The following is a 25,025-nucleotide window of genomic DNA, read 5'->3' on the forward strand; positions in this document are numbered from 1 at the left end:
TATTTGGTGGAACCTGGCCGGTGTTAACCGGGCCCGGCGTCAATCTTTTAAAAGGGCAGGGCGGTATCAGTGAAGCGCTACTCGCAGCGGCAACTCGGCGACGATGTTGGCTTCAAAATCCAGCAGTTCATCCAGTCGGCCCTGAACCACATTAGCCGTAAAATATCGCTCGGCCAGCTCGATAAACAGCTCGTGGTGGCGCGCCTCCGAACGAGTGATGGCGTCGTAAAACTGTTTTAGATCCCCCGTTGGCAAGGCTTCGGCCACTAATCCAAAGCGCTCGCATCCACGCGCCTCGATTATGCCCGCAACCAGCAGCCTGTCCAGGAAATACACCTCAGTACCTCGACGAAATGCCTTGCGAAATTGATTGATGTATTCGTCTTTTTGGTCGTCGCCCAAGGTGCCACCACGGGCGTAAATCAGCTTTACCACTTCGCGGAAGTGCTGCATTTCTTCAATGGCCAAATCGGCCATGGAGCGCACCAGCTCGGTACGGTCGGGGTAGTGGGACAACATAGACACAGCCATTCCCGAAGCCTTTTTCTCTGCCGCCGCGTGGTCTTGCAGAAAAGTATCGAAATCGGTCAGCACGGTGTCGGTCCAGGCCGCGGTGGTGGCAAATCGCAGAAAACTCATAGCCAATTACTGATGGTTCACAGAGGTTACGGTAACAAAGGGGGCGAGATTATAGCGAATATCCAGGCCGTGGGGGTGTTTTTTACGCTTTGTTGCGGTGAACGCTAGCCCTGGCCGTTTTGCTGCCTATAATAGGCGGCCTTCGCGGGTGCTATCAGCCAACATACCACCCCCGAGTTACACCCGGCACAGTCGAATTTAAAAAAGGTTGCTATATGATCATTAAACCCAAAGTACGTGGTTTTATTTGTACCAACGCTCACCCGGCCGGTTGTGCGGCTAACGTCCAGGAGCAGGTCGACTACGTAAAAAGCCAAAAAGCAGCGGGCACCGGGCCTAAAAATGTCTTGGTGATTGGCGCCTCCACAGGTTACGGCCTGGCCTCGCGTATCGTGGCGGCCTTTGGGCACGGCGCGAATACCCTGGGAGTGTTCTTTGAAAAGCCGCCCACCGAGCGCAGGACTGCTTCCGCCGGTTACTACAACTCTGCGGCGTTTGAGCACTTGGCCAGTGCCGAGGGTTTGTATTGCAAGAGCATCAATGGCGATGCCTTCTCCGATGAGATCAAACAGCAAACCATCGAAACCATTAAAAACGACCTCGGTAAAATTGATTTGGTGGTTTATAGCTTAGCCTCGCCACGCCGTACCGACCCCAAAACCGGTACGACCTACAATTCGGTATTGAAGCCCATCGGCCAAGGCTATACCGCTAAGAATTTGAATACCGATACGCTGAAGATTGGCGATGTCACCGTAGAGCCCGCCAACGAAGAAGAAATTGCCGCCACCGTTAAAGTGATGGGCGGTGAGGACTGGGAGTGGTGGATGCAGGCTTTGGCTGAGGCCGATGTGCTGGCGCCGGAGTGTCAAACCACCGCCTATACCTATCTTGGTGACAAACTCACCTGGCCAATCTACGGCCACGCCACCATTGGTAAAGCCAAAGAAGATTTGGATCGCGCCGCCGCAGCCATCAGTCAGCAGCTGGGTGGCAATGGTAATCAGGCTCGTGTATCCGTATTGAAAGCCCTGGTGACCCAGGCCAGTTCTGCGATTCCGGTGATGCCCCTGTACATTTCTATCCTTTATAAAGAGATGAAAGCCGAAGGCACCCACGAGGGCTGCATTGAGCAAATCTGGCGTCTCTATGAAGAGGGGCTGTACAGCTCTGAGCCGCGCCTGGATAACAACAATCGTTTGCGCATGGACGACCTGGAATTAAAACCCGAGCTGCAAGCTAAGGTGGAAGCTATCTGGCCAGAGGTCACCGAGGAAAACTTGTTTGATCTCACTGATTACAAGAGCTACAACGCCGAATTCTTGAAATTATTTGGCTTTGGGTTAGATTCGGTGGACTACGAGGCGGATGTGTCGCCCATCGTTGAGGCATCATTTAAGCCCGCCTAAGCCGATATTCCATGGCGTTTCCTTTCCGATCGCTGCTGCACCCCCGGTATGCAGCTACGTTAGTACTGATGGGGGTGTGGTGGTTGGTGTCCCAGTTGCCACACGTGGTTTTGGTGTGGCTCGCCCATGGCTTTGCTTTTTTCACTCGCCTTTTGGCCAAGCGGCGCTGTGCCATTGTGCAGGCCAATCTGGCGCTGTGTTTTCCGCAGCTGAGTGACCAGCAACGCCAGAATTTGTTTCGGCGCAATATCTTTCACACCTGCTTGGGCGGCTTAGAGATTGGCATGGTCTGGTTTTGGCCAAAGTGGCGCCTACGCCGGTTTGGCCAAGTGGTTGGGTTGAGTAATCTCACAGAGCAATCAAGTGGTGTACTGATGCTGAGCCTGCATAACACCACCGTGGATACCGCCGCCGCAGTGCTTAATCCGTTGGTATCACAGACCGACATGATGTACCGGCCGCACAAAAATCCAGTGTACGAATATTTCCAATTGCGCTGCCGTCAGCGCCATAACCCGCAAAGCCGCTGCATTGACCGCGCCGACGTGCGTGGCGCGATCAAAGCTATGCGGCGCGGTCGCTGGCTGTGGTATGCGCCGGATCAAGACTACGGCATTAAACAGGGCGTTTTTGCTACTTTTTTTGCCGAGCCCGCAGCCAGTGTCACGGCTACCGCTCGCTTTGCTCGCACGGCCAGGGTGCCGGTGGTGCCCATGGTGCACTATCGAGATGAGCGATTGCGTTGGCGAGTTGATATCCAGCCGGCTTTGCAAGATTTCCCCTCCGGTGATGATATTGCCGATGCTCAGCGAATAAACGACTGGGTTGAGGCACAGGTACGCCTGCGGCCGGAGCAGTATTTGTGGGTTCACCGCCGCTTTAAAACCCGCCCGCCTGGCATGCCTGGGGTCTATGGCCGCTACAGCAAGCAGGGGCGGCAGGCGTAAGCCATCGGCCAGCGTAATAATCCACAATCATCGTCCTAAATGCGTCAATAAAAAAGCGCCCTGGTAGCTTGTGCCTAGACAGGTGCGTCAGTACCATACGCGTTTATTTTTACAGCCGGAGACAGCGAATGATAGAAGGCAGCATGGTGGCGCTGGTTACCCCCATGACGGCGGCAGGGGATCTCGATTGGGAAGCCCTGCGGACAGTGGTGGAATGGCACATAGAACAAGGTACGCACTCGATAGTTGCCGTCGGCACTACCGGCGAGTCGCCTACCTTGAGCCCAGCCGAGCACCTCGAAGTCATCGCTAAGGTGGTAGATCAAGTTAATGGCCGCATACCGGTAATTGCCGGCACCGGCGCCAATGCAACCGCCGAAGCCTTAGAGCTTACCCAGGCGGCCAAAGAGCGCGGTGCCGACGCTTGTTTGTCGGTGACGCCTTACTACAACAAGCCCACCCAAGAGGGTTTGTTTCAGCACTTCAAATACGTGGCCGACCGAGTAGCGATTCCCCAGATTCTCTACAACGTACCTGGCCGCACCGGCGTTGATCTCAGTAACGAAACCGTACTGCGTTTGGCCCAGGTGGATAACATCGTTGGCTTAAAAGACGCCACGGGTGACGTTGCTCGTGGTAAGGCGCTGTTGGCCGAAGTGGATAAATCGTTTGCGGTATACTCTGGCGATGACCTTACTGCGGTAGAACTTATTTTGGCCGGTGGTAAAGGCAACATCAGTGTGACTGCCAATGTGGTGCCCAGTGCTGTATCGGCCATGTGTGTTGCCGCTTTGCAAGGGGACAACGAGCGAGCCCTGCAGATCAACGATAAATTAATGCCGCTTAACAGAGCACTGTTTGTTGAGTCTAACCCCATACCCGTGAAATGGGCCATGGCGCGCATTGGCAAAACCGCAGGCGGCATTCGCCTACCGTTAACGCCCCTGGCTGAGCAGTTTCACGAGCCGATGGAAGCCGCTTTGACCCTGGCCGGAGCCTTGGACTAAACCACAGCGAAACCTTTCGCTCACGGCCAATGTCCATACTGGGCGTTATGCGGGTGCTAGCCACCCGCGGTCTATATAAATAGGTTAGAATTTAATCAATGATAAAACCCTTGCTCCGTTTGTGTGTCGTAAGTAATGCCCTATGGTTAACCGGCTGTGGTACTTTCTTTGGTGAAGACGGCATGTTCCGTAACCGTGGCGGTGAGTACCAGCGGGCGGAGCCCATAGAGCCCATCGCGGTGCCCGAATCTTCCCGCGCCAGAATGCAGGAAATTTACGTAGTGCCGAACATCAACGATGCCGGTTACGACTACAGCCAAACCTTCGACGTGCCCCGGCCACAGCCACTATCGAGTGCGCTGCTAGCGGACACCGTAAAAATCCAACGTCTGTCCGGTGATCAGTGGATTTTTATTTCCAATTCGCCGGCCGAAGTATGGCCTCAGATTGTGGAATTTCTTGGCAACTACAATATTCCCGTTGCCGGCACCGACCCTGAAAAGGGCCTTATCGATACTCACTGGTTGGCCTTCAATGATGCTCCTGAAGTGCACAATCGATTCCGGCTGAGAATCGAAACCGGTGTTCAGCCAGAGAGTTCGGAAATCCATATCTTGCAAATGGAAACCACCGACGAGGCGGAACTAAAACAGCCAGAGCTTTGGCCTAAATCCTCTGAAAACGCCACCCGAGAGGCGTGGATGGTGGATGAATTGTCCAACACCTTGGCGGCCAACTTGGAGCGTTCTTCGTCGTCCTTGCTGGCTCAAACCATTGGTGCCGACGACAAAGCCGTTATGGCCAAAAGCAGCTCCAAAGAGCCAATATTGCGCCTGAAACTGTCGTTTTCTCGCGCCTGGGCCAGCGTAATGCATGCCACTGGCCAGGATGGTTTTCACCCCTACGGTAGCGAAAACTCCCTAGGCGCTTTCTATGTGGATTACCGTGAGCCTGTGGCTGAAGAAGACAAGCCCGGCTGGATCAAGCGTAGCGTGCGTGCGGTTAAAGGTGCTTTTGGTGGCGACGCTGATCCGAATGCAGAGCCGACCACACCTTACACCATAGCCGACGTGTTATCGCATCTACCAGACACCGCGCAAACCCGCGAGGTCTTCTCGCAAAACGAAAGCCAGGGTGAAAAGCTGGAAAACGTACCGGGCTATTTGGTGTTGGTGCGCGGCGTAGATGGCAACATTGAAGTGCGAGTGCGCGACGGTTACGGCCAGCCCGTCGAAAAAGACATCGCCGAACAATTGCTCGGCATCATTCGCACCAATCTGATCTAATGAGTATTACGCCTAGGGCGTGAGATCCTCTCGAACGCGGCTGCGGCGCAGGGATGCGCTGCACGGCCAAACGGCATCGTTGCCGTTTTGGCCTAAAAAATCGATATGCGTTGGCTTCGGTCGAGGACGACTAAAACCATACGACCGGCTATCGCAATGGATAGCCGCGGAAAATGACTTCTCAATTGGAGTGTCTGTGAGATACGCCTCACTGGGCAGCGGTAGCCAAGGAAACAGTACGGTGATTGCCTCTAAGCAGGGATTAATCCTTGTGGACTGTGGCTTTACTGTCAAAGAAACCGTGCGCCGCATGGCGCGTTTGGGTTTATCCCCCGCGGATTTAAACGCCGTCATCGTGACCCATGAACATGGCGATCACATCAAGGGCGTTGGGCCATTAGCTCGGCGCTACAAAATGCCGGTGTATATGACTGCCGGAACCTATCACCAAAGCTCCGTTGGCAATGTGCCGCACTTGCACTTAATTGAAGGCTACAGCGCCTTCACGGTGGAAGATATGCACATTCAGCCAGTGGCCGTTCCCCACGATGCTAGAGAACCCAGCCAATTTGTGATATCGGCGAACAGCAAGCGACTGGGTATTTTGACGGATCTTGGCAGTGTCTCAGAGCATGTTTACGAACAATATCACGGTTGCGATGCGCTCATATTGGAGGCTAACCACGACCCAACAATGCTCGCAAATGGCCCTTATCCCTATAGCTTAAAACGCCGTGTGGGCGGGCAGTGGGGGCATTTGAGTAATGCCCAGGCGTTGCAGTTTTTGGCTGAAATCTACAGTGACAAACTGTGCCAATTAGTGGTGGCGCATATTAGCCAAAAGAACAACTGCTTTGAGTTGGTACAGCGTGAATTCCAAGACTGGCAGCAGTGTATTGAAACAGTTCTGTTCGCCTGCCAAAACGAAGGTTTTCACTGGCTCGATTTAAACGACCAACCAGTCCTCAGCGAGCAAGCTTCATAACCTAAGCGCAAAAACTTGGCTATGCTTATGACAAGCACACCGGCACTGGCCGGTGCAGTTAAGTTTGGAGACAGTTTATGCATGAACGTCGGCGCTTTGAACGTCGCCCCTCGTCAATTCGGGTGGAGATCACCCACGGAGCCTTTGGCCGTATTGTGGGTTATGCCCGGGATATCTCAGATGGCGGTGCATCGGTAATGCTCGAAGGCGAGTTACGGCCACCAGTGGGTACTGTGGTCAGCGTGGTGTTTAAAAAAGTTTCGGGCCAGGTAAATGAAAAACCGGTCAATATGCAGGTTATGCATCAAAACAAAAACAACATAGGCTTGATGTTTGCCCCGGCCGGCTGAAGTTTGACACGCGGCTGGTCACGCTGCGGTTATTTCTCCCATTGCAGGTTGTATTGCTGCAGCTTGTACTGAACAAAGTTGTGCTGAAGCAAGTCGGACTGAAGCAAATAGGCCTAAGTTAAGCGGTATTAAGGCGACATCGGCGCTGTTTGCAATGATCGACGTAATTGTGCGGGCTTGGCTTAGGTTTGCCCCAGCCGCTCTGTTCTATTAGGGGTTTAGGGGTTCGTTCTTACCTGGCGTTGCAATGGTTTGGCGCTTCCACTTCTACGTCTCCGCCGGCCGTCATTTGCCCCACCTCGTCGCAGCGCACGCCTTTATTTCCCCTCAAATCCACCCATTCGAGCCGCGGCAGATTCAGAAGCGTTTGCAGCTGGGTTAGGTTATTACCCGAGAGATCCAGCCGCGTTATCTGGCTGAGACCGAGCAAGCCCTCAATCGATTGAATCTGGTTATCGGCTAGGTTCACTTGCTGTAAACCAGTGAACTGGTTTAGCCCAGTAATGTCACTGATGCCAGCGTGGGAACAATTCAGTGCGTTAAGCTGCCGGTGTTGGGTGATGTTTTGGTCGCTAATCCACTGTGCTATACAAGCGTTTAGGGCTGGGTCCTGGGCTTGGATATCTCGCACCATCCCCGGCGGTTGGTACACCGGCCGGTCATTGAGCGATACCCGGTAGTCCTGGCAGCCGGCGAGGGCGATAGTGGCAGCTAAGCCGGTGGAAAAAGAAATTTTTGCAGGCATGGTGGCTGGCTGGGTAAACTCCGTCTAATGGAAGAGGCAGTTTAACCTAATCCGATCGGAGTGGTGCATCATTGAGTGATTTGTGGTTAGAAAGGAAAGGGTCGGTGTTAAACTTAGTGGCAAAATACAGTCGTGGGCTGGTGGTAACGGCAGTATTATGGCCGTGGAGTGTCTTTGCTCAAAGCTTTTCATTGGCAGATGGCGCTGTGCCTTTACAGCAACGCATAGACAACGCCGAAGTAGTGGCGGCCATTACTGTAGAAACCGCCATGGAGCAAATTAACCTGGCGCTGTCCAAAAATGGCCGTTTCGTTTCCGAGGGGGTTCGCTACGGCGCGGTGGTGGACGAGGTTTGGAAGGGCAGGCTGACAGTTGGCGAAGACCTTATCAAATTCAATGTGTCCCTCAATAATTGCTACAAAACCCTGGCCCTGGCCGAGGAGTATTTGGTACTGGCACGGCTTAATAACAGCGGTGAGTTGGCCATAGACTCCTGTGACGATTTTGTACTGCGCAGCACCGCGCCGCGTAAATTCGCCTCGGTTAGTCCTTAACTGTTGATGGCTTAGCTGATATGCCTTGCTCGCCCACATCCAATACGGTGCTGCTAAACCCTTATAAAGACGCTGAGCTAAAACAGTTGGCACAGCATTTAGGCGTGAGCGAAATTACCCAGGCAAATTGGCGTGCCGAGCAAGGATTTGCCCTGCTGATCACCGCTCGCGGGCTGGGTCTTATGGATTATTCTCAGCCCAAAATTCAACCTGTGGTGGTGGATTTTGTAGCCGGCAAGAGCCAGCATCGACGTTTGTTCGGTGGTGGAAAAGGGCAAATGATTGCCAAAGCAGTGGGGGTCTCAGCGCATTTTAAACCACATGTATTCGATGCCACCGCAGGCCTAGGCGGCGATGCCTTTGTGCTGGCAAGCCTCGGCTGCCAGGTGACCATGGCAGAGCGTAACCCGGTGGTACACGCGTTGTTGGCCGACGGTTTACGCCGTGCGCGTTTAACCGAGGAGGCCGATATTTTGGCCATCGTGGATGCAATGAAGTTGCTAGAGTGTGATGCTAAAACGGCGTTGGCCGGTGCAGGACATGTGCCGGAGCCGGAGATCATTTATCTAGACCCAATGTTTCCTAGCCGCAAAAAATCGGCCGCAGTCAAAAAAGAGATGCAGTTTTTTCATGCTGTGGTGGGGGCGGACCAAGACCAACACCTGCTACTGGAATCGGCTCGTCAGCGGGCCAAATACCGTGTAGTGGTCAAACGACCGAGGCTTGCCGAATGCATCGGCCAACAACCACCTACCTACCAATTAAGCGGCAAAACCAGCCGTTATGATATTTATGTCAATCAAAAATTGCCGCAATAATTATGGCTCGGCTTTTGTTTTCGTCGTGTTTGGCAGTTGCGTAAGGCAATGACATGTTACGGAAGCGCGTTAGCTCAAGTTGATCAGTGTTAAGGCGAGGGGTTTGGCCTCGGTTTTTAGAAGAACAATTTACCGATCTTTTATAAAGTTTATTATTCGAATAATTACCATGCGAATGTGAGCAAGCATGGCCAAAAGAAACCCTAGGGCAACCACCACCAAACTGATCGCTAGGATGATTTCTTGCGGCCAGGAGCTTTCCATATGATAACCGGAATAAACACCCACCATGCCGGTAAAAAATATTGCCGCGCCTAAACGAAATTGTTTGAAAACAGTATCTAAGCTTGCGCTGTAGTGATGTTTGAGCGCCACCCAATAGCGATTATTTTGCCACACGAATCAACGCCTCAATAAAAAATTAATCTTGCCAGCGATGCTTGGCCGCCACGTCGGATTGCTTAGACGCTACCCATTGCTCGCCATCGGTACGAATTTCCTTTTTCCAAAATGGGGCGTCGTTTTTTAGGTAATCCATAATAAATTCACAGGCGTTGAATGCGGCTACGCGGTGTGCGCTGGCGACGCCGACAGCTACAATGGGATGGCCTGCTTCCAGGCGACCAATGCGATGCACAAGCGAAATGGCTTGAATTGGCCATTTTGACGCCGCTTGTTGAGCAATAGTTTGCAATGATTTTTCAGTCATTCCGGGGTAGTGCTCTAATTCTAGGGCGATAATATTTTTGTCGTTATCCAGGTCGCGCACTAAGCCGGTGAAAGTTACTACGGCCCCGGGCGAGGGTGTGCATTGGCTCAGTTGATGGTACATTTCGCCGGTGTCGAAAGGCTCAGGTTGCACGGCAATGCTGATGTTGGCGTGGCTCATAATTATCCTCCTGTAACTGGCGGGAAGAAGGCGACCTCATCACCGTCTGCAATGGGGCAGGGCGCCTGGACGATCTCCTGGTTCACCGCAATAAACAGTTTCTGCTCGGAGAAAACAGATTGCCAGTTTGGATTGTTTTGACACAAAAATGCTATTAATTGGTCACTGTTGAAAGCTTCTGTAGGGGTGCCATTGGATGCAATAAATTGGGCTAAAGATTCGATGTTAATCAATTGTTTGTCGCTGCCCAGTTGGTCTCTTAAACTGGCAAAAAATAAAACGGTAATCATTGCTGCTTGGCCTTAATTGATTTAATCCTGCAGTGGCGTATGTGTTCATTGGCGCGCCCCCCTTAAAAAAATACTGGTTCGGGTGCTGCGCTAAATTGCCGCGTCTTCGGCTTGCCAAGGTCCACTTTTGCCGCCCAGTTTTTCCATTAATTTCACTTCGCTAATCACCATGGCTTTATCCACAGCTTTGCACATATCGTAAAGCGTGAGGGCGGCCACGCTTACCGCGGTGAGTGCTTCCATTTCAACACCGGTTTTGCCTGCTAATTTACAAGTGGCGGTAATATGCACGCAGCTATTATCGGTGTCCGGGGTAAGCTCCACGCTGATTTTGGTAAGCGCTAACGGGTGACATAGCGGGATAAGGTCACTGGTCTTTTTGGCTGCCATGATTCCGGCAATTCTGGCGGTGGCGAATACGTCGCCTTTTTTATGGCCGCCGGAGACAATCAAGGTCAAGGTTTGGGGTAGCATACGAATCTGGGCCGATGCTGTGGCTGAGCGTTCGGTGACCTGCTTGCTACCAACGTCAACCATATGGGCTTCGCCGGCGGCATTAAGGTGGGTAAGTTCAGACATAGGTAACTCTAAATAGGGAATCAAGGGGCGTTGTTACGTTTCACCTCAGTATAAAGTGAATCTATTACGCTAGAAAGTGACTAAATTTGACGCGTAGAGCAATAATCGATTGTTTTTCGGTCTTTTAGCTTTAATAATAGCGAAGTTTGGTTATAATGCGCCGCATTCTGAGCCGCGTTCGTTTTATCCTCCTGCAACCCACAATAACGGATACGCACGCGGTTTGGCCGCAAGCACATGCTGGTCGGCCGCTGACCAAATTTTCGGCTATTCTTTCAGTAAAGCGCTTTCTGAATGCACACGCATTGTGCACTGCAGCGTGGCATGAAAAACGTGGTCGGCAGCTAGGTGGAGTTGTCGCACAACCTGTGTGCAGTTTCCGACAGCTTATTATCGCACCGCATCCGTTAGCAGAGCCCATTGTACGTAGCCCTGGTGGCCAACCTAATTAACGTTCTAAGAGAGTTTGATGTTAAAACACATTGCCGTTCGATTGAGAAAATTTCATCATGGCCAATTGGCCTTCAATATAAACGAGTCCACCGTTGTAAATGCGAACATCGAGAAACGCGATCCGGCCTTAAAAAACCTGTTAGAAGGCTTTCTCAATAATGGTTTGGAATACACGGTAGATGGTTGTGATTTGTACTGGTTTCAAATCGACGATGAACACCCGTTAAGTTTTTACGAGCCGCTCAATGAGGTAGAAGTGGTTTTTGAAAGCGAATGGTTTGAAAATAAAAAAGACAGCTTCCGCCATATGGCCGGCATGAAATACTTTGATGCCAGCGCCGGCTTAGCTAACCAATTTACGATTAAAGATCAGCAGCGAAAAATTGCCTACCAGTTAGACTCTGCCGCATAAGCGCTGCTTTTTATAGGTGAGGTGGTAAACGCCGCGCAGGCGTAACCGGTTAATCCTAAAATACTGCGGCCCTTTAATAAGATTTTGCCAACGGCAGGGATGCCTTTTGAATACAGATGCTTGCCAGCTCGATCTGCGCTGGTATATATCCTCCGTCAATATCACACTTCTTTTTGCCTCTACACTTTTTTGCCTCTATAGGTGCTGTTTTTTCGTGCGCTTGTTGCTTTGATTTCTTTCTCTCTGTTTCCTTGTTCTTTTCTTCGCTTGTCCTTTTGTTGCTCTGTCCTCGCGTTCGATGTTCTCATGTTTCTCCGTCAAGAGGCTCACTTGTCGTTGAACTCTGATTTTCTGCTGTAGTGTAGAACTTTCAATTCCTGTACTCATCGTTGCATTCGCTTTACCGAACCTTACAATAACGGCTTAAGTAACGTGAGTCTTCGCTCAACCACAGATGCCGATATGCCGCATTTTGAGCATCTCCGAGCGGGGTTGTTTGTGGGCCTGAATCCACCCAAGCTTCACGGCGCAATAGTGATGTCGTTACAGGCAAAATATCACCATAGGAATCCTGCGATGGGACGGTCGTTTGTTGTTAAGCCGCTGATGGGCACTGATCAAGCAGAGCAGTTTGCGTTACGGTATGGCTTTAAGGTTCAGCCACAGACGCTGGTGGTTAGTGTCAGTGACGCCTTTTCCGATTACATTGTTCTGGCTTTAAGCGAGCAGCTGGAATCTCGTCAACAACGGGACGAGCATTACCGTCAGGCGATTGAATATCTGCAAAAAGCTCAGGCGCTGTTGCGTGGTCAGCCGCACCCGGCTGGAGGCATGGTCAATAAGTTGGAAAAAATGCAACTTACCTTGGATAAAGTGATTGATAACCGCAGTGAGGTTGCAGAAGAACGCGCCAAGCGGTTTGTTGAATTAAACTTGGTGCGTAGGCTAAGAGATGTTTGGCAGCGCTATACCAACACGCCTTTTTACGTTGGCTTGGATGGCAGCGGCCGCTCGCCCCACGATTATTTGCGCCAGTGCTTCGAGTTGGCGTTAGCGCAATACCCTGAGATCGAATGGTTGGGCGCGGTGAATGACCGCGCCATAGATTTTATGTTGAAAGCGATACGGAGCTAGGGCTCAAAGCGGCCAGCTAGGTAGTTGTAGACTGCCCTCAGTCCCATGGCTTCGCCGCCCACCGGGCGGCCCGGTAATTTGCGGTTATTCCAGGCCATCACATCGAAGTGCATCCATTGGGTATCCGGGCTAACGAACTCCTGTAGAAATAACGCTGCAGTGATAGCGCCGCCCAAGGGGCTGGCTGCGCTGTTAACCATGTCGGCAACTTCGCTGTTGAGCATGGAGCGATAGGCCTTGTGCAGAGGCATGGGCCACACTGGGTCATCAATTTCGCTGCCCTGTTGGGCCACCGCTTCGGCAACGTCTGGGTGAGTGCAGAAGAGGGCGGGCAGTTCCGTACCCAGGGCCACCCGAGCGGCTCCGGTTAGGGTGGCGAAATCAATCACCAGTTCCGGTTGCTCGGTACAGGCCTCGGCCAGGGCATCGCACAAAATCAGGCGGCCTTCGGCGTCGGTATTGTCGATCTCCACCGTGGTGCCCTGGCGTGTGGTGATAACGTCGCCCGGTCGAAACGCGTTGCCGCCGATGGCGTTTTCCACCGCGGGTACTAAAACCCTAAGACGAACGGGCAGTTGATTGGCCATAATCAATTCAGCCAATGCCAGGGCATGGGCTGCGCCGCCCATGTCTTTTTTCATTAAACGCATCCCCTGGGATGGTTTTAGATCCAGGCCGCCACTATCAAAACACACGCCTTTCCCCACTAATGTCAATTTGGGAGCGGCACTGTCGCCCCAGGTCAGGTCGATTAACCGAGATGGGTGCTCACTGGCCCTGCCAACGGTATAAATGGTGGGGAAGTTGTCTTGCAATAGCTCCTCGCCCACCCACTGGCGTAGGGTTGCCGTGTGGGTTTGAGCCATTTTTTCTGCACACCACGCCAAGTGTTGTGGCATTAAGTTTTCTGCTGGGGTATTAATAAGGTCGCGTGCTAAATACACCGCCCGAGCGGTTTTTTCTACGCGTTCTAATAAAGCGGAATCTTGGACAAAAAGTTGGCACTTTTGGTTGCCGTCTTGGTTGGATTTGAACGCGCAAAATTGATAGCTGCCCAAGTACCAACCCAGTACTATCTTTTCCAATAGCTGCGAATTTTTTTCGTCGCAATGATATTTGCCTGGCGGGAGCATTTTGGCCAAATCGCCACAGCAGAAAAAATCTTCTGTATCACAAAAAAAGATTGCTTGGCTGAGCTCACCGGTGGGGCTTGGTATAAGTGCCACACCTTTGCCAGTAAAGCTCGTGCTGGTTAGCCAATTTTGTACATGGCTGGGTTGGAGATTGCGCCATTGATCAAAATTTTTTTGATCGTTAACAATCAAATTGATGCCTTCGGTGCCAATGTAAACGTTTGCAGTTGGTAATAAAATTACTTCGCTCATTGTATTCCTTAATGATTAACCGGTTTTTAATAAATTAAACTCGGCGTTGCAGGTTTTTCTGCACAATAATTTGGGTGGCAATTTCTTCCACAGAAATCGACGTTGTGTCGATGGTCGGAATGCCTAGTTTGCGATACAAAAATAGCCCTTCTTTTACTTCCCAGGCGCATTGTTTTATGGAAGCGTACTTAGAATCGGCTCGTCTTTGCTGGCGAATGTCGGACAACCGTGAAGGGTCGATAGTGAGCGCAAACAGCTTGTTTTTATGCTCCCTGAGGCTTTTGGGTAATTCGCCTTTATTTAAATCTTCTTCTGTCAATGGGTAATTGGCAGCAAAAATGCCGTGCTGCATAGCAATGTACAAACAGGTGGGTGTCTTGGCGCTACGCGATACGCCAATTAGGATTACGTCGGCATCACCGTAATACCGAGTCTTCATGCCGTCGTCGTTTTCCAGTGCGAAGTTTACCGCATCCATCCGAATTAAAGCCCGTTCACCGGAGGGGTTATCGTGGCTTTGTCCAACCTGATAAGATGACACGGAACCTAGTTCTTTTTCCAAGGAAGGCAAAAACGTACCGATAATATCCATCAGTGAGCCTTTGGACTGCGCAATGTGATCGCGTATTTCGGGGTTCATGATGGTGTCAAAAATTAAAGGCTTGGCCCCAGTTTTGGCAGCCGCTTCATTAATTTGCCTGATTGCTTCGTCGGCTTTTTCAATGCTGTCGGTATAGGGCAGATACACTTTGTGAAACTGCGTTTCCTTGAACAGAGGTAAAAGTGCGTTTCCTAAAGTTTGCGATGTGATGCCCGTGCTGTCGGAAATAAAAAAAGCGTATCTAGCGGTCATAGGTTAGATTCTCTCGGCCAAGTTTTAAATTGTTCTGATGATTGTCGTTTGCTGTTATCATGCGCCGTCCTTCTAAGTTTGTGCATACAAGGAGTTATTGTGGTCGATCAGATTATCCCGTTTGAACAACTGGGAATGAATGATGTTGAAAAAGTTGGCGGCAAGAACGCCTCTCTAGGTGAGATGATTAGCCATCTTACCAGCTTGGGCGTTCGCGTTCCCACCGGCTTTGCCACCACCGCCGATGCGTTCCGAACCTTTCTCAGTCAAAGTGGCCTCGATGACCGAATCCACAAGATACTCGACGAGCTCAACATCGACGATGTTAACGCACTTGTCGAGGCTGGCAAGCAAATCCGTCAGTGGGTGGTAGAAACCCCCTTTACCCCAGAGCTGGAACAAGCCATCCGAGACGGCTACAAAGATCTGTGTGGTGATCTAGACGACATCGCCGTTGCCGTGCGTTCCTCTGCTACCGCCGAAGACTTGCCGGATGCTTCCTTCGCCGGCCAGCAAGAGACCTTCCTTAATATCCGTGGCATCGAAAATGTACTGCACTCCTGTAAAGAGGTGTTTGCGTCGCTGTTCAATGATCGTGCCATTTCCTATCGAGTTCACCAGGGTTTCGATCACAAAGACGTGGCCTTGTCGGCCGGTATTCAGCGCATGTGCCGCAGTGAAACCGGCGCCTCCGGTGTAATGTTCACCATCGACACTGAATCTGGCCACAAAGACATGGTGTTTATCACCGCGTCTTACGGTTTGGGCGAGATGGTCGTACAAGGTGCGGTTAACCCCGATGAGTTCTACGTTCACAAACCTACTCTGGCCAAAGGCCACCGCAGTGTTATCCGTCGTACTCTGGGATCAAAAGCGGAGAAAATGATCTATGGTGCCAGCGCCGAGGCCGGTAAGTCCGTTGAGGTGGTCCCGGTGGCGGAAGATCTTCGCGGCCAGTTCTCCATCGGTGACGACGATATTTTAGAGCTGGCTAAACAAGCTATGATCATCGAAGAGCATTACGGTCGCCCCATGGATATCGAATGGGGTAAAGATGGTGACGACGGCAAAATCTATATTCTGCAAGCGCGCCCCGAAACCGTACGCAGCCAGATGACCGGTAACACCATGGAGCGTTACCGCCTGAAAGAAACCAGCGAGCTGTTGGCCACCGGCCGCGCCATTGGCGATAAAATAGGCGCCGGTAATGTTCGAGTTGTGGCGGGCCTTGAGGAAATGGATCAAGTTCAGGATGGCGATGTACTGGTTACCGACATGACCGACCCGGATTGGGAGCCCGTCATGAAGCGTTGTGCGGCGATTGTAACCAACCGTGGTGGGCGTACCTGTCACGCGGCAATTATCGCTCGCGAGCTCGGTATCCCAGCGGTGGTTGGCTGTGAAGACGCCACCGAGCGCCTAACCACGGGTCAACAAGCCACCGTGAGCTGTGCCGAAGGTGACACCGGTAACATCTGGGCCGGATTACTCGAATTTGAAATCATCAAAACCGATACCTCTGAAATGCCAGAGCTTGAGGTCGACGTTATGATGAACGTGGCTAACCCAGATCGAGCTATGAGCTTCTCCATGTTGCCCAACAAAGGTGTCGGCTTGGCGCGCTTGGAATTCATCATCAATCGCCAAATCGGGATACACCCTAAAGCGCTGTTGAATTTTGATCAGCAGAGCGAAGAGCTGAAAACCACCATAACCGAAATGTCCTCTGGTTATGAATCACCGGTGGATTTCTACGTCGAAAAAATCGTTGAAGGCGTGGCCACCATTGCGGCTTCTTTCTACCCTAACAAGGTCATTGTGCGGATGTCGGATTTTAAATCCAACGAATACGCCAACCTGGTTGGCGGTAACCAGTACGAGCCGGAAGAAGAAAACCCAATGATTGGCTTCCGCGGTGCTTCACGCTACATTGCTGAAAGCTTTCGCGATTGTTTTGAACTCGAATGCAAAGCCATGAAGAAGGTCCGCAATGAACTGGGGCTGGATAACGTATGGCTGATGATTCCGTTCGTTCGTACCGTGAGCGAGGCTCAGGCGGTGGAAAAGATCCTGGCGGACAACGGTTTAGTGCGTGGTCAGGATGGTTTAAAACTGATCATGATGTGCGAGCTGCCTTCCAACGCAGTACTGGCCGACGAGTTCTTGCAATACTTCGATGGCTTCTCCATCGGCTCCAACGATATGACTCAGCTTACTTTAGGTTTGGATCGTGATTCTGGGTTAATTGCCCATTTGTTTGATGAGCGCAACGAAGCCGTTAAGAAGATGCTGAAAATGGCCATCGAAGCCTGTCGAGCCCAGGGTAAGTACGTTGGTATCTGCGGCCAGGGGCCTTCGGATCACCCTGATTTGGCACGCTGGTTGATGGAGCAAAACATCACCTCGGTATCACTGACACCAGATACTGTGCAGGAAACCTGGATGTTCTTAGCCGAAAACAGCAAGTAATCTGTTACCTTTAACGGGCCGAGTTATTCGGCCCGTTTTTCTTCCCCTCCCATTTTCTTCCGCTGCCTTCTTTTACTCTTCCGTGGCCACCTCAATTTCATCTAAAGGTCATCCAGCGCTGGCGCTTTTGGAATGAGCCTGCATTGTCAAAATGACTGTTCAAATTTCCATCCTTTGTAAAATGTTCACAAATATGAGCAATGAGTCGACTGTTTTTTGCATTCCGCGGTCACTTTTTACCAAGAACAGGTGTTAAAAATTGGCCATTGCTCTAGTCTAACCCCGCCGAAACATTTCTATATTAGCAAGAACGCAGAACGCAGAACGCAGAACGCAGAACGCAGAACGGATTGCCGGGCTAGGATCGTGTTAGGAGGCCAAATAGGAATCGGCTCGAAAGTTGCTAGTTTTGTGGGCAAAAGGTTGTTTGTAAGAGGTTATGTGCAAGAGGTTGCATGACAGAAGTAACTGGTGATCAGCAGAAAGCAGTGCGAGCAGCAGTGGAGAGTATTATTTGTACTAAACCACAGGTTTCAGTGCAAGCAGGTTAAAGGCCATCATACTGGTATTTGGCTCAGTGCGGTGTACAGGGTTCCAAACAGGTTTACAGTTTTATGCGTCGACATTTGATTTTGACACACGGTCGTTCAGGAAGTAATTTTCTGACTAATTCATTGAATTTACACCCGCAAATTGTTAATTATGGCGAGGTACTGGGGGATTGGACCTTACCCAGCAAACTGCGCAGGGTGGGGCTATTGGAGAACCAATCGCTGCCCAGCTATCTCGATCAGCTCTACAACAGCAAAGCCTTGTTTTACTGTGCCCAGGCTTGGTCTGCTAAGCAGCATCTCATCAAACACAAACCAGTCAATTTAAAGCGGCATTCAGCGGTTAAATCCCTGGGTATTAAAGAGTTTGGTATCCATTTTCAGCGCAATGGCTTGGCGGACTATCTGCAGGATCACCACGATATTGATGTCATATATTTATATCGCGAAAACATTCTGGACCGCTACATCTCGGTGCAGTCGTTGCAACGTAATCGCGTTGTGTTATCGGAAAGTAGCACCACGCGCCTGGCTAAAATGACCATCGATATCGATGACATGATGCAGTCGCTGGATGTCTTACGCGGCGAACTCGATTACACCCATCAATTGATAGCCAGTTTGGCGCCGAATAGGGTGCTGACTATCCGTTACGAAGATGCCTTCAAAGACGGCATTTGTTTGCAGGCAATGTGCAACCAAGTGTTTCAGTTTTTAGGCGTGGAAACCATCGCCGAAAAAAGCCAACAAAAGAAAATTTTGTCGCGCTCCTTGGAGCAGGTGATCGATAACTTTGACGATTTTCAGTCTGCGATACACCGCAGCCAATACAGCAATTTGTTGGCCGTATAACCGGGCTTTGGCCAGCTATTCTCGCTAGCCATCCCCACGCTAAAGAATGCCTTAGTCGCATTGCTATTTGCAGATACTTGGCGCATGCTGCTAATTTAATTTTTCAGTTAGCAGGTAAATTCTATGAGCCAATGGTGTACTCCAGATATTTGTGATGCTTACCCAGACGACGTCCGTGTGCTGCACTTAGCGCTGAACAGTTATGGTGGCAAAAGCAACTTTTATGGTGAGGTCGTTACCATTAAATGCCACGAAGACAATTCCTTGGTGAAGGAGCAGGCTTCCAAGCCGGGTAACGGACGAGTGATGGTTGTCGATGGCGGCGGTTCCTTACGACGCGCATTGCTGGGCGACATGATCGCCGAAGCGGCGGTTAAAAATGGTTGGGCAGGCTTAGTTATCTACGGCTGTGTGCGTGATGTCGATGCCTTAGCTGATTTGAGTTTGGGGGTTAAAGCGTTGGCTAGCATTCCTCTTAAAACTGAAAAACGTGGCATTGGCGATTTAAACGTTGAACTAGAATTCGGTGGTGCCGTAATTAAAGCCGGCGATACTGTCTACGCCGATAATAATGGTGTGGTGTTTTCCGACAGCGCCTTAGATTTAACTAAAATATAACTACGCCGAGCCTACAGGGCCTAGGGCCTGTTAATACTAGTTCGGAGCCTCAGTTGAACAGGAAGATACTCGGGGCGCGCAGCCTCCAGCAGTGGTAGCAAATTAGTGTTAACAGGCCCTAGAGCTTAGGCCCTGTGTTCATTTAGCGGCAGAGAAACTTCTTCTAGCATTTGGTCCAGCGCCGCATCGCCGGAGATCGAGTCCTGGTCTAGATCCGGCAGGTCGTCGAAATCTTCCCCAGTGTCTTCTTCTAGGGCCGGGTCGAGCTCTGGCATTTGGCTTTTGATAAACTTGCGGCGGAAGGCCATTTGATAACTGCCCGGCTGCATTTCGGTTTGCAAAACGCGCACGTTGGGGTTGATGGCTAGCGCCTGTTCTATTAAAGATTCGCGGGCGGATTTGGGTGTATGTAAACCGAAACAGATTGCGTCTAGATCTGCGCCGTTGAAAACAATATCGCTGTAGTCATCGTCGGTGCGGGCCAGCGCTTTTTCTGAAATAACTTTAAAGCAACGCCATTCTCGTTGGTGGGCCAAGCTTTTGGCTTTGGTGAGAAATTTATCGGTAAATACCTGGCCATGCTCTTCCTGAAAATTCTTAATAACAGCCTCTACCTGATCTGCCAATAAGCTAATTTCCGGGCGTGTGTCTTGGTACTGTATTTTATGAGGCTCTTCAAAGTCGGTGTGCTCACCAACATTAAATCGCAGGGCCACCCCTCTATGATGATTACCCCATTGCTGCCAAGCCATGGGATTGTTTAATCGCGAGCTAAAACAACACAATCGCAGTCGCATACAGTAGCTGCGCCAGTTTTGCATTAGCCGTTGATTATATTCGTCGCGGGCATTTACCAGAGGTTTCAGTAAACCTCTCAGTACCTCATCGGCCTCATCCGGTGAGGCAAATCGATCCTCCGAGCGCCATCGGCGTATGGCCTGCAATATCGGCGTTGAACCCCCCGGCCTGTCCGGGCAAAAGATCAAGTTTACTGCGTGTTTAACCGTGGCTGCGAGCAGCTCCTGCGGTGTAAAACACAGCTCACTTGTGTGGTTGAGTTCAAAAGGGTCGATGAAAAGGTGTGGGGCGCTCCAGCGCAGCGCTTGCGATGTGAGAATTTTTTCGGCCGTTACGGTATCGCAGAATTTCACGAGACTGTCGGGGGTTTTGTTAACCACGGCTTATCCTTCTAAATCATAACGTCGTAACTGGTGCCCCACGATTGACTGTGCACTGGGCAACATAAGTGTTATCGGCACGGCAATTCAAAAGTTTACGGGATATGTCAACCGTCCATCCGCTCAAATTACTTTATAAGGTGGTTTGCGCCGGCTTACAGAACACCCGTATTTGGCCTGTACAACGGCCGGGCTGCCAAATAATCACCGAGCTCGCTTCTCTAACACCGCTCGCTTACTTTAGAATAGCGGCCGTCCCAACCCACAGGTATAGCCTGTCCCCAGTAACCCCTGTCCCCAGAAACCCAGGAGGCCACCGTGCAATTAACCGGAAGTCACATCTTGTCGATATCGCAGTTTGATCGAGACACCATAGAACGGGTGTTCACCGTGGCAGACAGCATGACTCCCTACGCTGCGCGCAGGCGTGTCACGCGGGTGTTGGAAGGCGCCATCCTGGGTAATATGTTTTTTGAGCCCAGTACTCGTACCCGAGTTAGTTTTGGTTGCGCCTTTAACCTGCTGGGCGGCGAAGTGCGGGAAACCACTGGCTTTGAAAGCTCGGCCATTGCCAAAGGGGAGTCGCTGTACGACACCGCCCGGGTGTTATCCGGTTACAGCGACGTCATCTGCATGCGGCATCCTCAGGAGGGCTCCGTGGCGGAGTTTGCCGAAGCCAGCCGAGTGCCAGTAATCAATGGCGGCGATGGCGCTAATGAACACCCAAGCCAAGCGCTGCTGGATTTGTACACCATTCGCAGCGAGTTAGCCGGCCGGGGGCGGGGCGTAGATGGCATGCGCATCGCCATGATTGGTGACTTAAAATACGGCAGAACAGTGCACTCCTTGGCCAAGCTGCTGCTGTTGTACCAGGATATTCAGCTGATTTTGGTGTCGCCCAAAGAATTGGCAATGCCCGAGGAAATTGTTGAGCAGCTGCGCCTGCGAGGCCACGATGTCAAGGTCACCGACGAACTCACCGAAAGCATTCAAAAAGTGGATATTGTTTACTCCACGCGTATCCAGGAAGAGCGTTTTCAAAGTAAAGACGAGGCTGATTTATACCGCGGCCGGTTCAGATTGAACCAGGCCATCTATACGCAGTACTGCGAACCCAACACGGTAATCATGCATCCCTTGCCCCGAGACTCTCGGGCCGACGCTAACGAGCTGGATAATGACCTCAACCAAAACCCCAACCTGGCCATATTCAGACAAACCGACAACGGCGTTTTGGTGCGCATGGCGCTGTTTGCCCTGGTGTTGGATGTCGCCGACCAGGTAGACAAGTACGCCCGTGACGTGCGTTGGTACAATGCCTCTCGCAATGGCTAGCGCAGAAGTTGTTGGCCACGTAAATGACGGCTTTGATTATGCCTGCAGCGACACAGATACTGTTGCAGGGTAACAGCCCGTCACCTTCCTCTTTTCACCTTCCGCTTTACCCATTACCACCGGCTTGTACCCGTTCAAACAATGCGCCAATGGCAGCCATCAGCGTTGCTGAGCGCTGTGGATGACGCAGGGCTTGCATTAGGCTGGGTTTCAGTTCGGGTAATGCCATTAGATCCGCTACCACTTGAATAAAATTATCGTGGCCAAGCTTTGCCAATAGCTCTAAAAACTGTAAGCCGAGTTCGGTGTCGGCCAAGTCGGCACTGCAGCGCGAGGCGATGGCTGCCACCACTTCAACGTCGGGCTCGGCCATCAGTGCCATTGATTTGATTAGGGCTTGGCGCCTTAACCCGGTGGCTTGGCTGTGTGACATACCACGGATGGCGGCAGCGATAACATTGCTATTGGGTTGGTCGGTTTGTAATTCGCAGTGTAAGCGATCAATCAGGGTTTGGCACAGGCTGGCGTTGATGGCCTCGTGCTCCAGCAATTGGGCAAAGCCAATAAAGGCCGGCGCTGGGGCTTGTTTTAAGCCTTGTTTTAACAGTGTTTGGTAATCCTGCCAGCGGGCGGTGACATCCGCTAGGCCCTGAATGCCCAGGTTTTGCCAGGCTTCGTCGTTGGGGGATGCGAGATAATCGTGGGCGGCTTGGAAGAACTGACTGGGAGGACGTATTAGGATGGCGCTGACTTTGGCGTGGAAAGCGGCCTGTCGATCTTGCGGTAGGCTAAAGGCGTAGGGGTTGTTGTCCAGCACGGCACTGAGTTGCTGGCCACTCTGCGCCGCTTGGATATTGGAGCCTATGGACAGCAGCAGCTGTTGCAGAAACTGATCGCGCTCCCCGGGGGCCAGAAACCCCATTTCATCCAGCGGCAACTTCAACGACCAGACCATGGGGCTGGCTTTGTTGGCTTGCGTCCAAAACACCACGCCCAGCCAGGCATGGCCGAGATAGGCATGGGGGTAGGGGGTGGCCAGCTGATCGGCCTTGGTAAAGGCTTCCTTGGAGAGCTTTTGAATGCGCCGCCCCAAATCGAAGTAGCGTGCTTCGGCACCTAAATACTCAAAAAACCCGGTGATGCCTTCTACATTGGCCATAGTCTTACTCTGTTTCTGCTGCTTTGTAGTCTTCGGCGGCGAATTGTAACGCAAACCCAACTTTACCGCTGCCCTACGCATTGCTAATGTTTGGCTATACTTTCTACCCTAAACCCTCTTTTAATACCGGTTAGATGAGCCAGGAAACGCCCTATGTCCGCAGTGGAGCCTTTTAGTCGCAACCCGAATCTGATTGCGCCCCATTACCAACACGCCCAGGTTGAGTTAAAACTCATGCTCACCGGTCACGTCTATCAGGCGGTGCCGGATGTGGCCAAGGCCGGTTACGCCGAGCACTGGCAGTGCCTGAGCAAATACGGCAACGAGCGCGTTGATATAGAACTCGAAAAAACCGAGCTGGTGCGCCAGGGGTTTGCCCAGTTGGTGGAAAGCCAGCCGGGTTGCATTGCCCTGGCGGCCAGCGTGCATGAGTTGTTTGTGCGGTTTTTATCCTGCTTGGATTACGACAAGCGCAAGAAAATCATCACCACTACCGGAGAGCATCCCTCCATCCTGCGGCAATTGGTACGCTGCCAAGATTTGGGAATTGAACTGGTATTACTGGACCCAGCGCCGGCCAGTAATTTAGTTGAGCGAGTATTGGCTAATTTGGATGACGACACCCTAGCGGTGTGTTTGTCCACCGTGGACCACACCTCCGGCCATCAAGTGTGGGAGGTCGATACCTTGATGGCGCCTTGCGCATCCTTGGGCATTGAGTTGTTTATCGACGCCTACCACAGTGTGAATGTGCTGTCGTTTTCGGTGGCAGAGCACAACCTGCAGCAGGCCTTTGTGGTGGCCGGTGGCGCCAAGTATTGCCAAATGGGGGATGGCAATTGTTTTATGCACGTGCCTCCCTGGCGAGACTTTAAACCGGCGGTGACTGGCTGGTTTGGAGTGTTTGACCCCAACCTAGATTCGCCCTCGGCGCAACCCCTGGCCTACGCCGATGCTGTGGGCCAGCGTTTTGATGGTTCCACCCGAGATATGCTGCCGTATTTTCGTGCGGTAAAGGTGTTTGATTATTTTCGTCAGCAGCAGTTAACACCGGAGTTACTGCACGATATCAATCACCATCAGCTATCCACTATGGCAGTAGCGTTTTCGCAACTGGATTTAGACCCTAAGGTGGTTCGCCTTTCTACGTCAGTGGAATTTATGGGCGGCTTCCTCTCGATAAAGACGCCCTTCGCGACGGCGTTGCAAGCCCACATGCGCGATATCGGTGTCATTTGTGATTACAAGAGCGAGTATCTGCGTTTGGGGCCGGCGCCTTACCTGTGCGACGAACAATTGCTGGATTGCGTAGAGGCACTGCGTGAATCCGTGGCGGCTTTGTAAGCCGCATTTTCAAATCCGATTTCCTGAGTCGAATTTCATAAGTTGAATTTCATAGATTGAATCGACCGGCCCCGCAATAGGAAAATATTAGAACTCTAAGTGGTGGTCCACTGCCTCACCAAATTGTGGTAAAGGCCGGATAGGGCGATGATATCGCTATGGTTTGCGCCCAATTGGTGGGTAAGGCTTTGAATGGTGTTGTCTAGGTCGTATAGATGGCTGCGTTGTTCGCTATTTTTCACCAAACTCTGCGCCCAAAAAAATGCGCACACGCGCTTGCCTTCGGTAACCGGCTTTACTTGGTGCAAACTGGTGGCGGGATACAAAATCAAATCCCCGGCACTGAGTTTAACTTCCTGCAATCCATATTGCCCCTCAATGCACAGCTCTCCGCCGGCGTAGTCACCGGGCTCGGTCAAAAATAACGTGCAAGAGACATCCGTGCGCAGTTGGCTTTGATCCGGCAATGTCATAATAGAGCCATCCACGTGGGCACCGTAGTGGCCACCGTTTTGATAACAATTAAATTTAGGCGGGTAGAGCTTGGCCGGTAGGGCCGCCGCAATAAATTGTGGGCATTGATTTAAACGCGCCACAATTAATTGTTGTAATTGTTTGGCTTGTTGGCATTGGTCGTCCAATTGCAGGTTATTTTTCACCTGAGCCGCGATACCACCGGCGGTGGCTTTACCATCCTGCCAGCGGCCGGCCTCCAGCCATTGTTGCGCCTGTTGAATTTCATTGTGGTTTAAAACATTTTTGATGGGTATCAGCATAACGGTTC

Annotated in this window: 26 protein-coding genes; 15 read left to right on the forward strand and 11 right to left on the reverse strand. The window is 51.5% G+C overall.

Annotated elements, in window-relative coordinates:
* Positions 1–66: 66 nt before the first annotated feature.
* On the reverse strand, positions 67–639 hold the full coding sequence (locus ACGHM3_RS08090) for a tRNA-(ms[2]io[6]A)-hydroxylase (protein ID WP_345417987.1): 573 nt from the start codon (positions 637–639) through the stop codon (positions 67–69).
* A 215-nt stretch (positions 640–854) separates the two neighbouring features.
* Between ACGHM3_RS08090 and fabV the strand changes: the two genes are divergently transcribed.
* From fabV to ACGHM3_RS08120, 6 genes are all read left to right on the forward strand, one after another.
* Positions 855–2,048, forward strand: a complete 1,194-nt coding sequence (gene fabV / locus ACGHM3_RS08095) for an enoyl-ACP reductase FabV (RefSeq protein ID WP_345417990.1) — start codon at positions 855–857, stop codon at positions 2,046–2,048.
* Between the two features lie 11 nt (positions 2,049–2,059).
* Positions 2,060–2,995 (forward strand): lipid A biosynthesis lauroyl acyltransferase, encoded by a 936-nt coding sequence (locus tag ACGHM3_RS08100; RefSeq protein WP_345417993.1) that lies wholly within the window; start codon positions 2,060–2,062, stop codon positions 2,993–2,995.
* 128 nt (positions 2,996–3,123) lie between these two features.
* Positions 3,124–4,002, forward strand: coding sequence for a 4-hydroxy-tetrahydrodipicolinate synthase (dapA, locus tag ACGHM3_RS08105; protein WP_345417996.1), 879 nt, complete (start codon positions 3,124–3,126; stop codon positions 4,000–4,002).
* 98 nt (positions 4,003–4,100) lie between these two features.
* The gene (gene bamC, locus ACGHM3_RS08110) at positions 4,101–5,288 is read left to right on the forward strand and encodes an outer membrane protein assembly factor BamC (protein WP_345417999.1); all 1,188 of its coding nucleotides are present in this window, start codon (positions 4,101–4,103) and stop codon (positions 5,286–5,288) included.
* 196 nt (positions 5,289–5,484) lie between these two features.
* On the forward strand, positions 5,485–6,273 hold the full coding sequence (locus ACGHM3_RS08115) for an MBL fold metallo-hydrolase (RefSeq protein ID WP_345418002.1): 789 nt from the start codon (positions 5,485–5,487) through the stop codon (positions 6,271–6,273).
* Positions 6,274–6,350: 77 nt separating this feature from the next.
* Complete coding sequence (locus ACGHM3_RS08120; RefSeq protein ID WP_345418005.1) at positions 6,351–6,623, forward strand: PilZ domain-containing protein; 273 nt, start codon at positions 6,351–6,353, stop codon at positions 6,621–6,623.
* A gap of 232 nt (positions 6,624–6,855) precedes the next feature.
* Here the strand turns inward: ACGHM3_RS08120 and ACGHM3_RS08125 are convergent, their stop codons facing one another.
* Positions 6,856–7,368, reverse strand: coding sequence for a hypothetical protein (locus ACGHM3_RS08125; protein ID WP_345418008.1), 513 nt, complete (start codon positions 7,366–7,368; stop codon positions 6,856–6,858).
* Positions 7,369–7,472: 104 nt separating this feature from the next.
* Between ACGHM3_RS08125 and ACGHM3_RS08130 the strand changes: the two genes are divergently transcribed.
* A complete protein-coding gene (locus tag ACGHM3_RS08130) occupies positions 7,473–7,922 on the forward strand; it encodes a hypothetical protein (protein ID WP_345418011.1) in 450 nt (149 codons plus the stop codon).
* A gap of 20 nt (positions 7,923–7,942) precedes the next feature.
* On the forward strand, positions 7,943–8,740 hold the full coding sequence (locus ACGHM3_RS08135; protein WP_345418014.1) for a class I SAM-dependent methyltransferase: 798 nt from the start codon (positions 7,943–7,945) through the stop codon (positions 8,738–8,740).
* Positions 8,741–8,869: 129 nt separating this feature from the next.
* Here the strand turns inward: ACGHM3_RS08135 and ACGHM3_RS08140 are convergent, their stop codons facing one another.
* From ACGHM3_RS08140 to moaC, 4 genes are all read right to left on the reverse strand, one after another.
* The gene (locus ACGHM3_RS08140) at positions 8,870–9,139 is read right to left on the reverse strand and encodes a hypothetical protein (protein WP_345418017.1); all 270 of its coding nucleotides are present in this window, start codon (positions 9,137–9,139) and stop codon (positions 8,870–8,872) included.
* Positions 9,140–9,161: 22 nt separating this feature from the next.
* Entirely contained in the window at positions 9,162–9,629 is a 468-nt protein-coding gene (gene moaE / locus ACGHM3_RS08145) for a molybdopterin synthase catalytic subunit MoaE (RefSeq protein ID WP_345418020.1), read from the reverse strand.
* A 2-nt stretch (positions 9,630–9,631) separates the two neighbouring features.
* Entirely contained in the window at positions 9,632–9,919 is a 288-nt protein-coding gene (locus ACGHM3_RS08150; RefSeq protein WP_345418023.1) for a MoaD/ThiS family protein, read from the reverse strand.
* Positions 9,920–10,009: 90 nt separating this feature from the next.
* Complete coding sequence (moaC, locus tag ACGHM3_RS08155; protein ID WP_345418026.1) at positions 10,010–10,498, reverse strand: cyclic pyranopterin monophosphate synthase MoaC; 489 nt, start codon at positions 10,496–10,498, stop codon at positions 10,010–10,012.
* 469 nt (positions 10,499–10,967) lie between these two features.
* Here moaC and ACGHM3_RS08160 point away from each other — a divergent pair, with 469 nt between their 5' ends.
* Positions 10,968–11,363, forward strand: coding sequence for a hypothetical protein (locus ACGHM3_RS08160; protein ID WP_345418029.1), 396 nt, complete (start codon positions 10,968–10,970; stop codon positions 11,361–11,363).
* 432 nt (positions 11,364–11,795) lie between these two features.
* Complete coding sequence (locus ACGHM3_RS08165; RefSeq protein ID WP_345418032.1) at positions 11,796–12,497, forward strand: hypothetical protein; 702 nt, start codon at positions 11,796–11,798, stop codon at positions 12,495–12,497.
* Here the strand turns inward: ACGHM3_RS08165 and ACGHM3_RS08170 are convergent.
* Together ACGHM3_RS08170 and ACGHM3_RS08175 are read right to left on the reverse strand one after the other, a co-directional pair.
* Positions 12,494–13,882, reverse strand: a complete 1,389-nt coding sequence (locus tag ACGHM3_RS08170; RefSeq protein ID WP_345418035.1) for a leucyl aminopeptidase family protein — start codon at positions 13,880–13,882, stop codon at positions 12,494–12,496. The two genes, ACGHM3_RS08165 and ACGHM3_RS08170, sit on opposite strands and share 4 nt — an antisense overlap.
* A 34-nt stretch (positions 13,883–13,916) precedes the next feature.
* The gene (locus tag ACGHM3_RS08175) at positions 13,917–14,735 is read right to left on the reverse strand and encodes a pyruvate, water dikinase regulatory protein (RefSeq protein WP_345418037.1); all 819 of its coding nucleotides are present in this window, start codon (positions 14,733–14,735) and stop codon (positions 13,917–13,919) included.
* A gap of 99 nt (positions 14,736–14,834) precedes the next feature.
* On the opposite strand from ACGHM3_RS08175, the gene ppsA reads away from it, so the two are divergent.
* The 3 genes from ppsA (at position 14,835) to rraA (ending at position 19,225) form a co-directional block, all read left to right on the forward strand.
* The gene (ppsA, locus tag ACGHM3_RS08180; protein ID WP_345418039.1) at positions 14,835–17,204 is read left to right on the forward strand and encodes a phosphoenolpyruvate synthase; all 2,370 of its coding nucleotides are present in this window, start codon (positions 14,835–14,837) and stop codon (positions 17,202–17,204) included.
* Positions 17,205–17,818: 614 nt separating this feature from the next.
* Positions 17,819–18,607: a sulfotransferase domain-containing protein gene (locus ACGHM3_RS08185; RefSeq protein WP_345418042.1), complete on the forward strand. Its 789-nt coding sequence runs from the start codon at positions 17,819–17,821 to the stop codon at positions 18,605–18,607.
* 123 nt (positions 18,608–18,730) lie between these two features.
* Complete coding sequence (gene rraA, locus ACGHM3_RS08190; protein WP_345418045.1) at positions 18,731–19,225, forward strand: ribonuclease E activity regulator RraA; 495 nt, start codon at positions 18,731–18,733, stop codon at positions 19,223–19,225.
* 125 nt (positions 19,226–19,350) lie between these two features.
* Here the strand turns inward: rraA and ACGHM3_RS08195 are convergent, their stop codons facing one another.
* Positions 19,351–20,403, reverse strand: coding sequence for a DUF2971 domain-containing protein (locus tag ACGHM3_RS08195; protein WP_345418047.1), 1,053 nt, complete (start codon positions 20,401–20,403; stop codon positions 19,351–19,353).
* Positions 20,404–20,721: 318 nt separating this feature from the next.
* Between ACGHM3_RS08195 and ACGHM3_RS08200 the strand changes: the two genes are divergently transcribed.
* On the forward strand, positions 20,722–21,738 hold the full coding sequence (locus ACGHM3_RS08200) for an aspartate carbamoyltransferase (protein WP_345418050.1): 1,017 nt from the start codon (positions 20,722–20,724) through the stop codon (positions 21,736–21,738).
* 106 nt (positions 21,739–21,844) lie between these two features.
* Here the strand turns inward: ACGHM3_RS08200 and ACGHM3_RS08205 are convergent, their stop codons facing one another.
* Entirely contained in the window at positions 21,845–22,897 is a 1,053-nt protein-coding gene (locus tag ACGHM3_RS08205) for a DUF3549 family protein (RefSeq protein WP_345418053.1), read from the reverse strand.
* Between the two features lie 153 nt (positions 22,898–23,050).
* Between ACGHM3_RS08205 and ACGHM3_RS08210 the strand changes: the two genes are divergently transcribed.
* Positions 23,051–24,241, forward strand: a complete 1,191-nt coding sequence (locus ACGHM3_RS08210; RefSeq protein ID WP_345418056.1) for a hypothetical protein — start codon at positions 23,051–23,053, stop codon at positions 24,239–24,241.
* A gap of 95 nt (positions 24,242–24,336) precedes the next feature.
* Here ACGHM3_RS08210 and ACGHM3_RS08215 read toward each other — a convergent pair whose 3' ends face one another.
* Positions 24,337–25,017 (reverse strand): Fe2+-dependent dioxygenase, encoded by a 681-nt coding sequence (locus ACGHM3_RS08215; RefSeq protein ID WP_345418059.1) that lies wholly within the window; start codon positions 25,015–25,017, stop codon positions 24,337–24,339.
* Positions 25,018–25,025 lie beyond the last annotated feature (8 nt).

The sequence above is a fragment of the Halioxenophilus aromaticivorans genome, assembly GCF_042850945.1.
GTDB classification, from domain to species: Bacteria; Pseudomonadota; Gammaproteobacteria; order Pseudomonadales; family Cellvibrionaceae; genus Halioxenophilus; species Halioxenophilus aromaticivorans.

Excerpts from the sequence above, each read along its gene's own strand:
- ACGHM3_RS08090 (WP_345417987.1), bottom strand. The coding sequence starts at position 639 with ATGAGTTTTCTGCGATTTGCCACCACCGCGGCCTGGACCGACACCGTG.
- fabV (WP_345417990.1), top strand. The coding sequence starts at position 855 with ATGATCATTAAACCCAAAGTACGTGGTTTTATTTGTACCAACGCTCAC.
- ACGHM3_RS08100 (WP_345417993.1), top strand. The coding sequence starts at position 2,060 with ATGGCGTTTCCTTTCCGATCGCTGCTGCACCCCCGGTATGCAGCTACG.
- dapA (WP_345417996.1), top strand. The coding sequence starts at position 3,124 with ATGATAGAAGGCAGCATGGTGGCGCTGGTTACCCCCATGACGGCGGCA.
- bamC (WP_345417999.1), top strand. The coding sequence starts at position 4,101 with ATGATAAAACCCTTGCTCCGTTTGTGTGTCGTAAGTAATGCCCTATGG.
- ACGHM3_RS08120 (WP_345418005.1), top strand. The coding sequence starts at position 6,351 with ATGCATGAACGTCGGCGCTTTGAACGTCGCCCCTCGTCAATTCGGGTG.
- ACGHM3_RS08125 (WP_345418008.1), bottom strand. The coding sequence starts at position 7,368 with ATGCCTGCAAAAATTTCTTTTTCCACCGGCTTAGCTGCCACTATCGCC.
- ACGHM3_RS08135 (WP_345418014.1), top strand. The coding sequence starts at position 7,943 with ATGCCTTGCTCGCCCACATCCAATACGGTGCTGCTAAACCCTTATAAA.
- moaE (WP_345418020.1), bottom strand. The coding sequence starts at position 9,629 with ATGAGCCACGCCAACATCAGCATTGCCGTGCAACCTGAGCCTTTCGAC.
- ACGHM3_RS08150 (WP_345418023.1), bottom strand. The coding sequence starts at position 9,919 with ATGATTACCGTTTTATTTTTTGCCAGTTTAAGAGACCAACTGGGCAGC.
- moaC (WP_345418026.1), bottom strand. The coding sequence starts at position 10,498 with ATGTCTGAACTTACCCACCTTAATGCCGCCGGCGAAGCCCATATGGTT.
- ACGHM3_RS08160 (WP_345418029.1), top strand. The coding sequence starts at position 10,968 with ATGTTAAAACACATTGCCGTTCGATTGAGAAAATTTCATCATGGCCAA.
- ACGHM3_RS08170 (WP_345418035.1), bottom strand. The coding sequence starts at position 13,882 with ATGAGCGAAGTAATTTTATTACCAACTGCAAACGTTTACATTGGCACC.
- ACGHM3_RS08175 (WP_345418037.1), bottom strand. The coding sequence starts at position 14,735 with ATGACCGCTAGATACGCTTTTTTTATTTCCGACAGCACGGGCATCACA.
- ACGHM3_RS08185 (WP_345418042.1), top strand. The coding sequence starts at position 17,819 with ATGCGTCGACATTTGATTTTGACACACGGTCGTTCAGGAAGTAATTTT.
- rraA (WP_345418045.1), top strand. The coding sequence starts at position 18,731 with ATGAGCCAATGGTGTACTCCAGATATTTGTGATGCTTACCCAGACGAC.
- ACGHM3_RS08205 (WP_345418053.1), bottom strand. The coding sequence starts at position 22,897 with ATGGCCAATGTAGAAGGCATCACCGGGTTTTTTGAGTATTTAGGTGCC.
- ACGHM3_RS08210 (WP_345418056.1), top strand. The coding sequence starts at position 23,051 with ATGTCCGCAGTGGAGCCTTTTAGTCGCAACCCGAATCTGATTGCGCCC.
- ACGHM3_RS08215 (WP_345418059.1), bottom strand. The coding sequence starts at position 25,017 with ATGCTGATACCCATCAAAAATGTTTTAAACCACAATGAAATTCAACAG.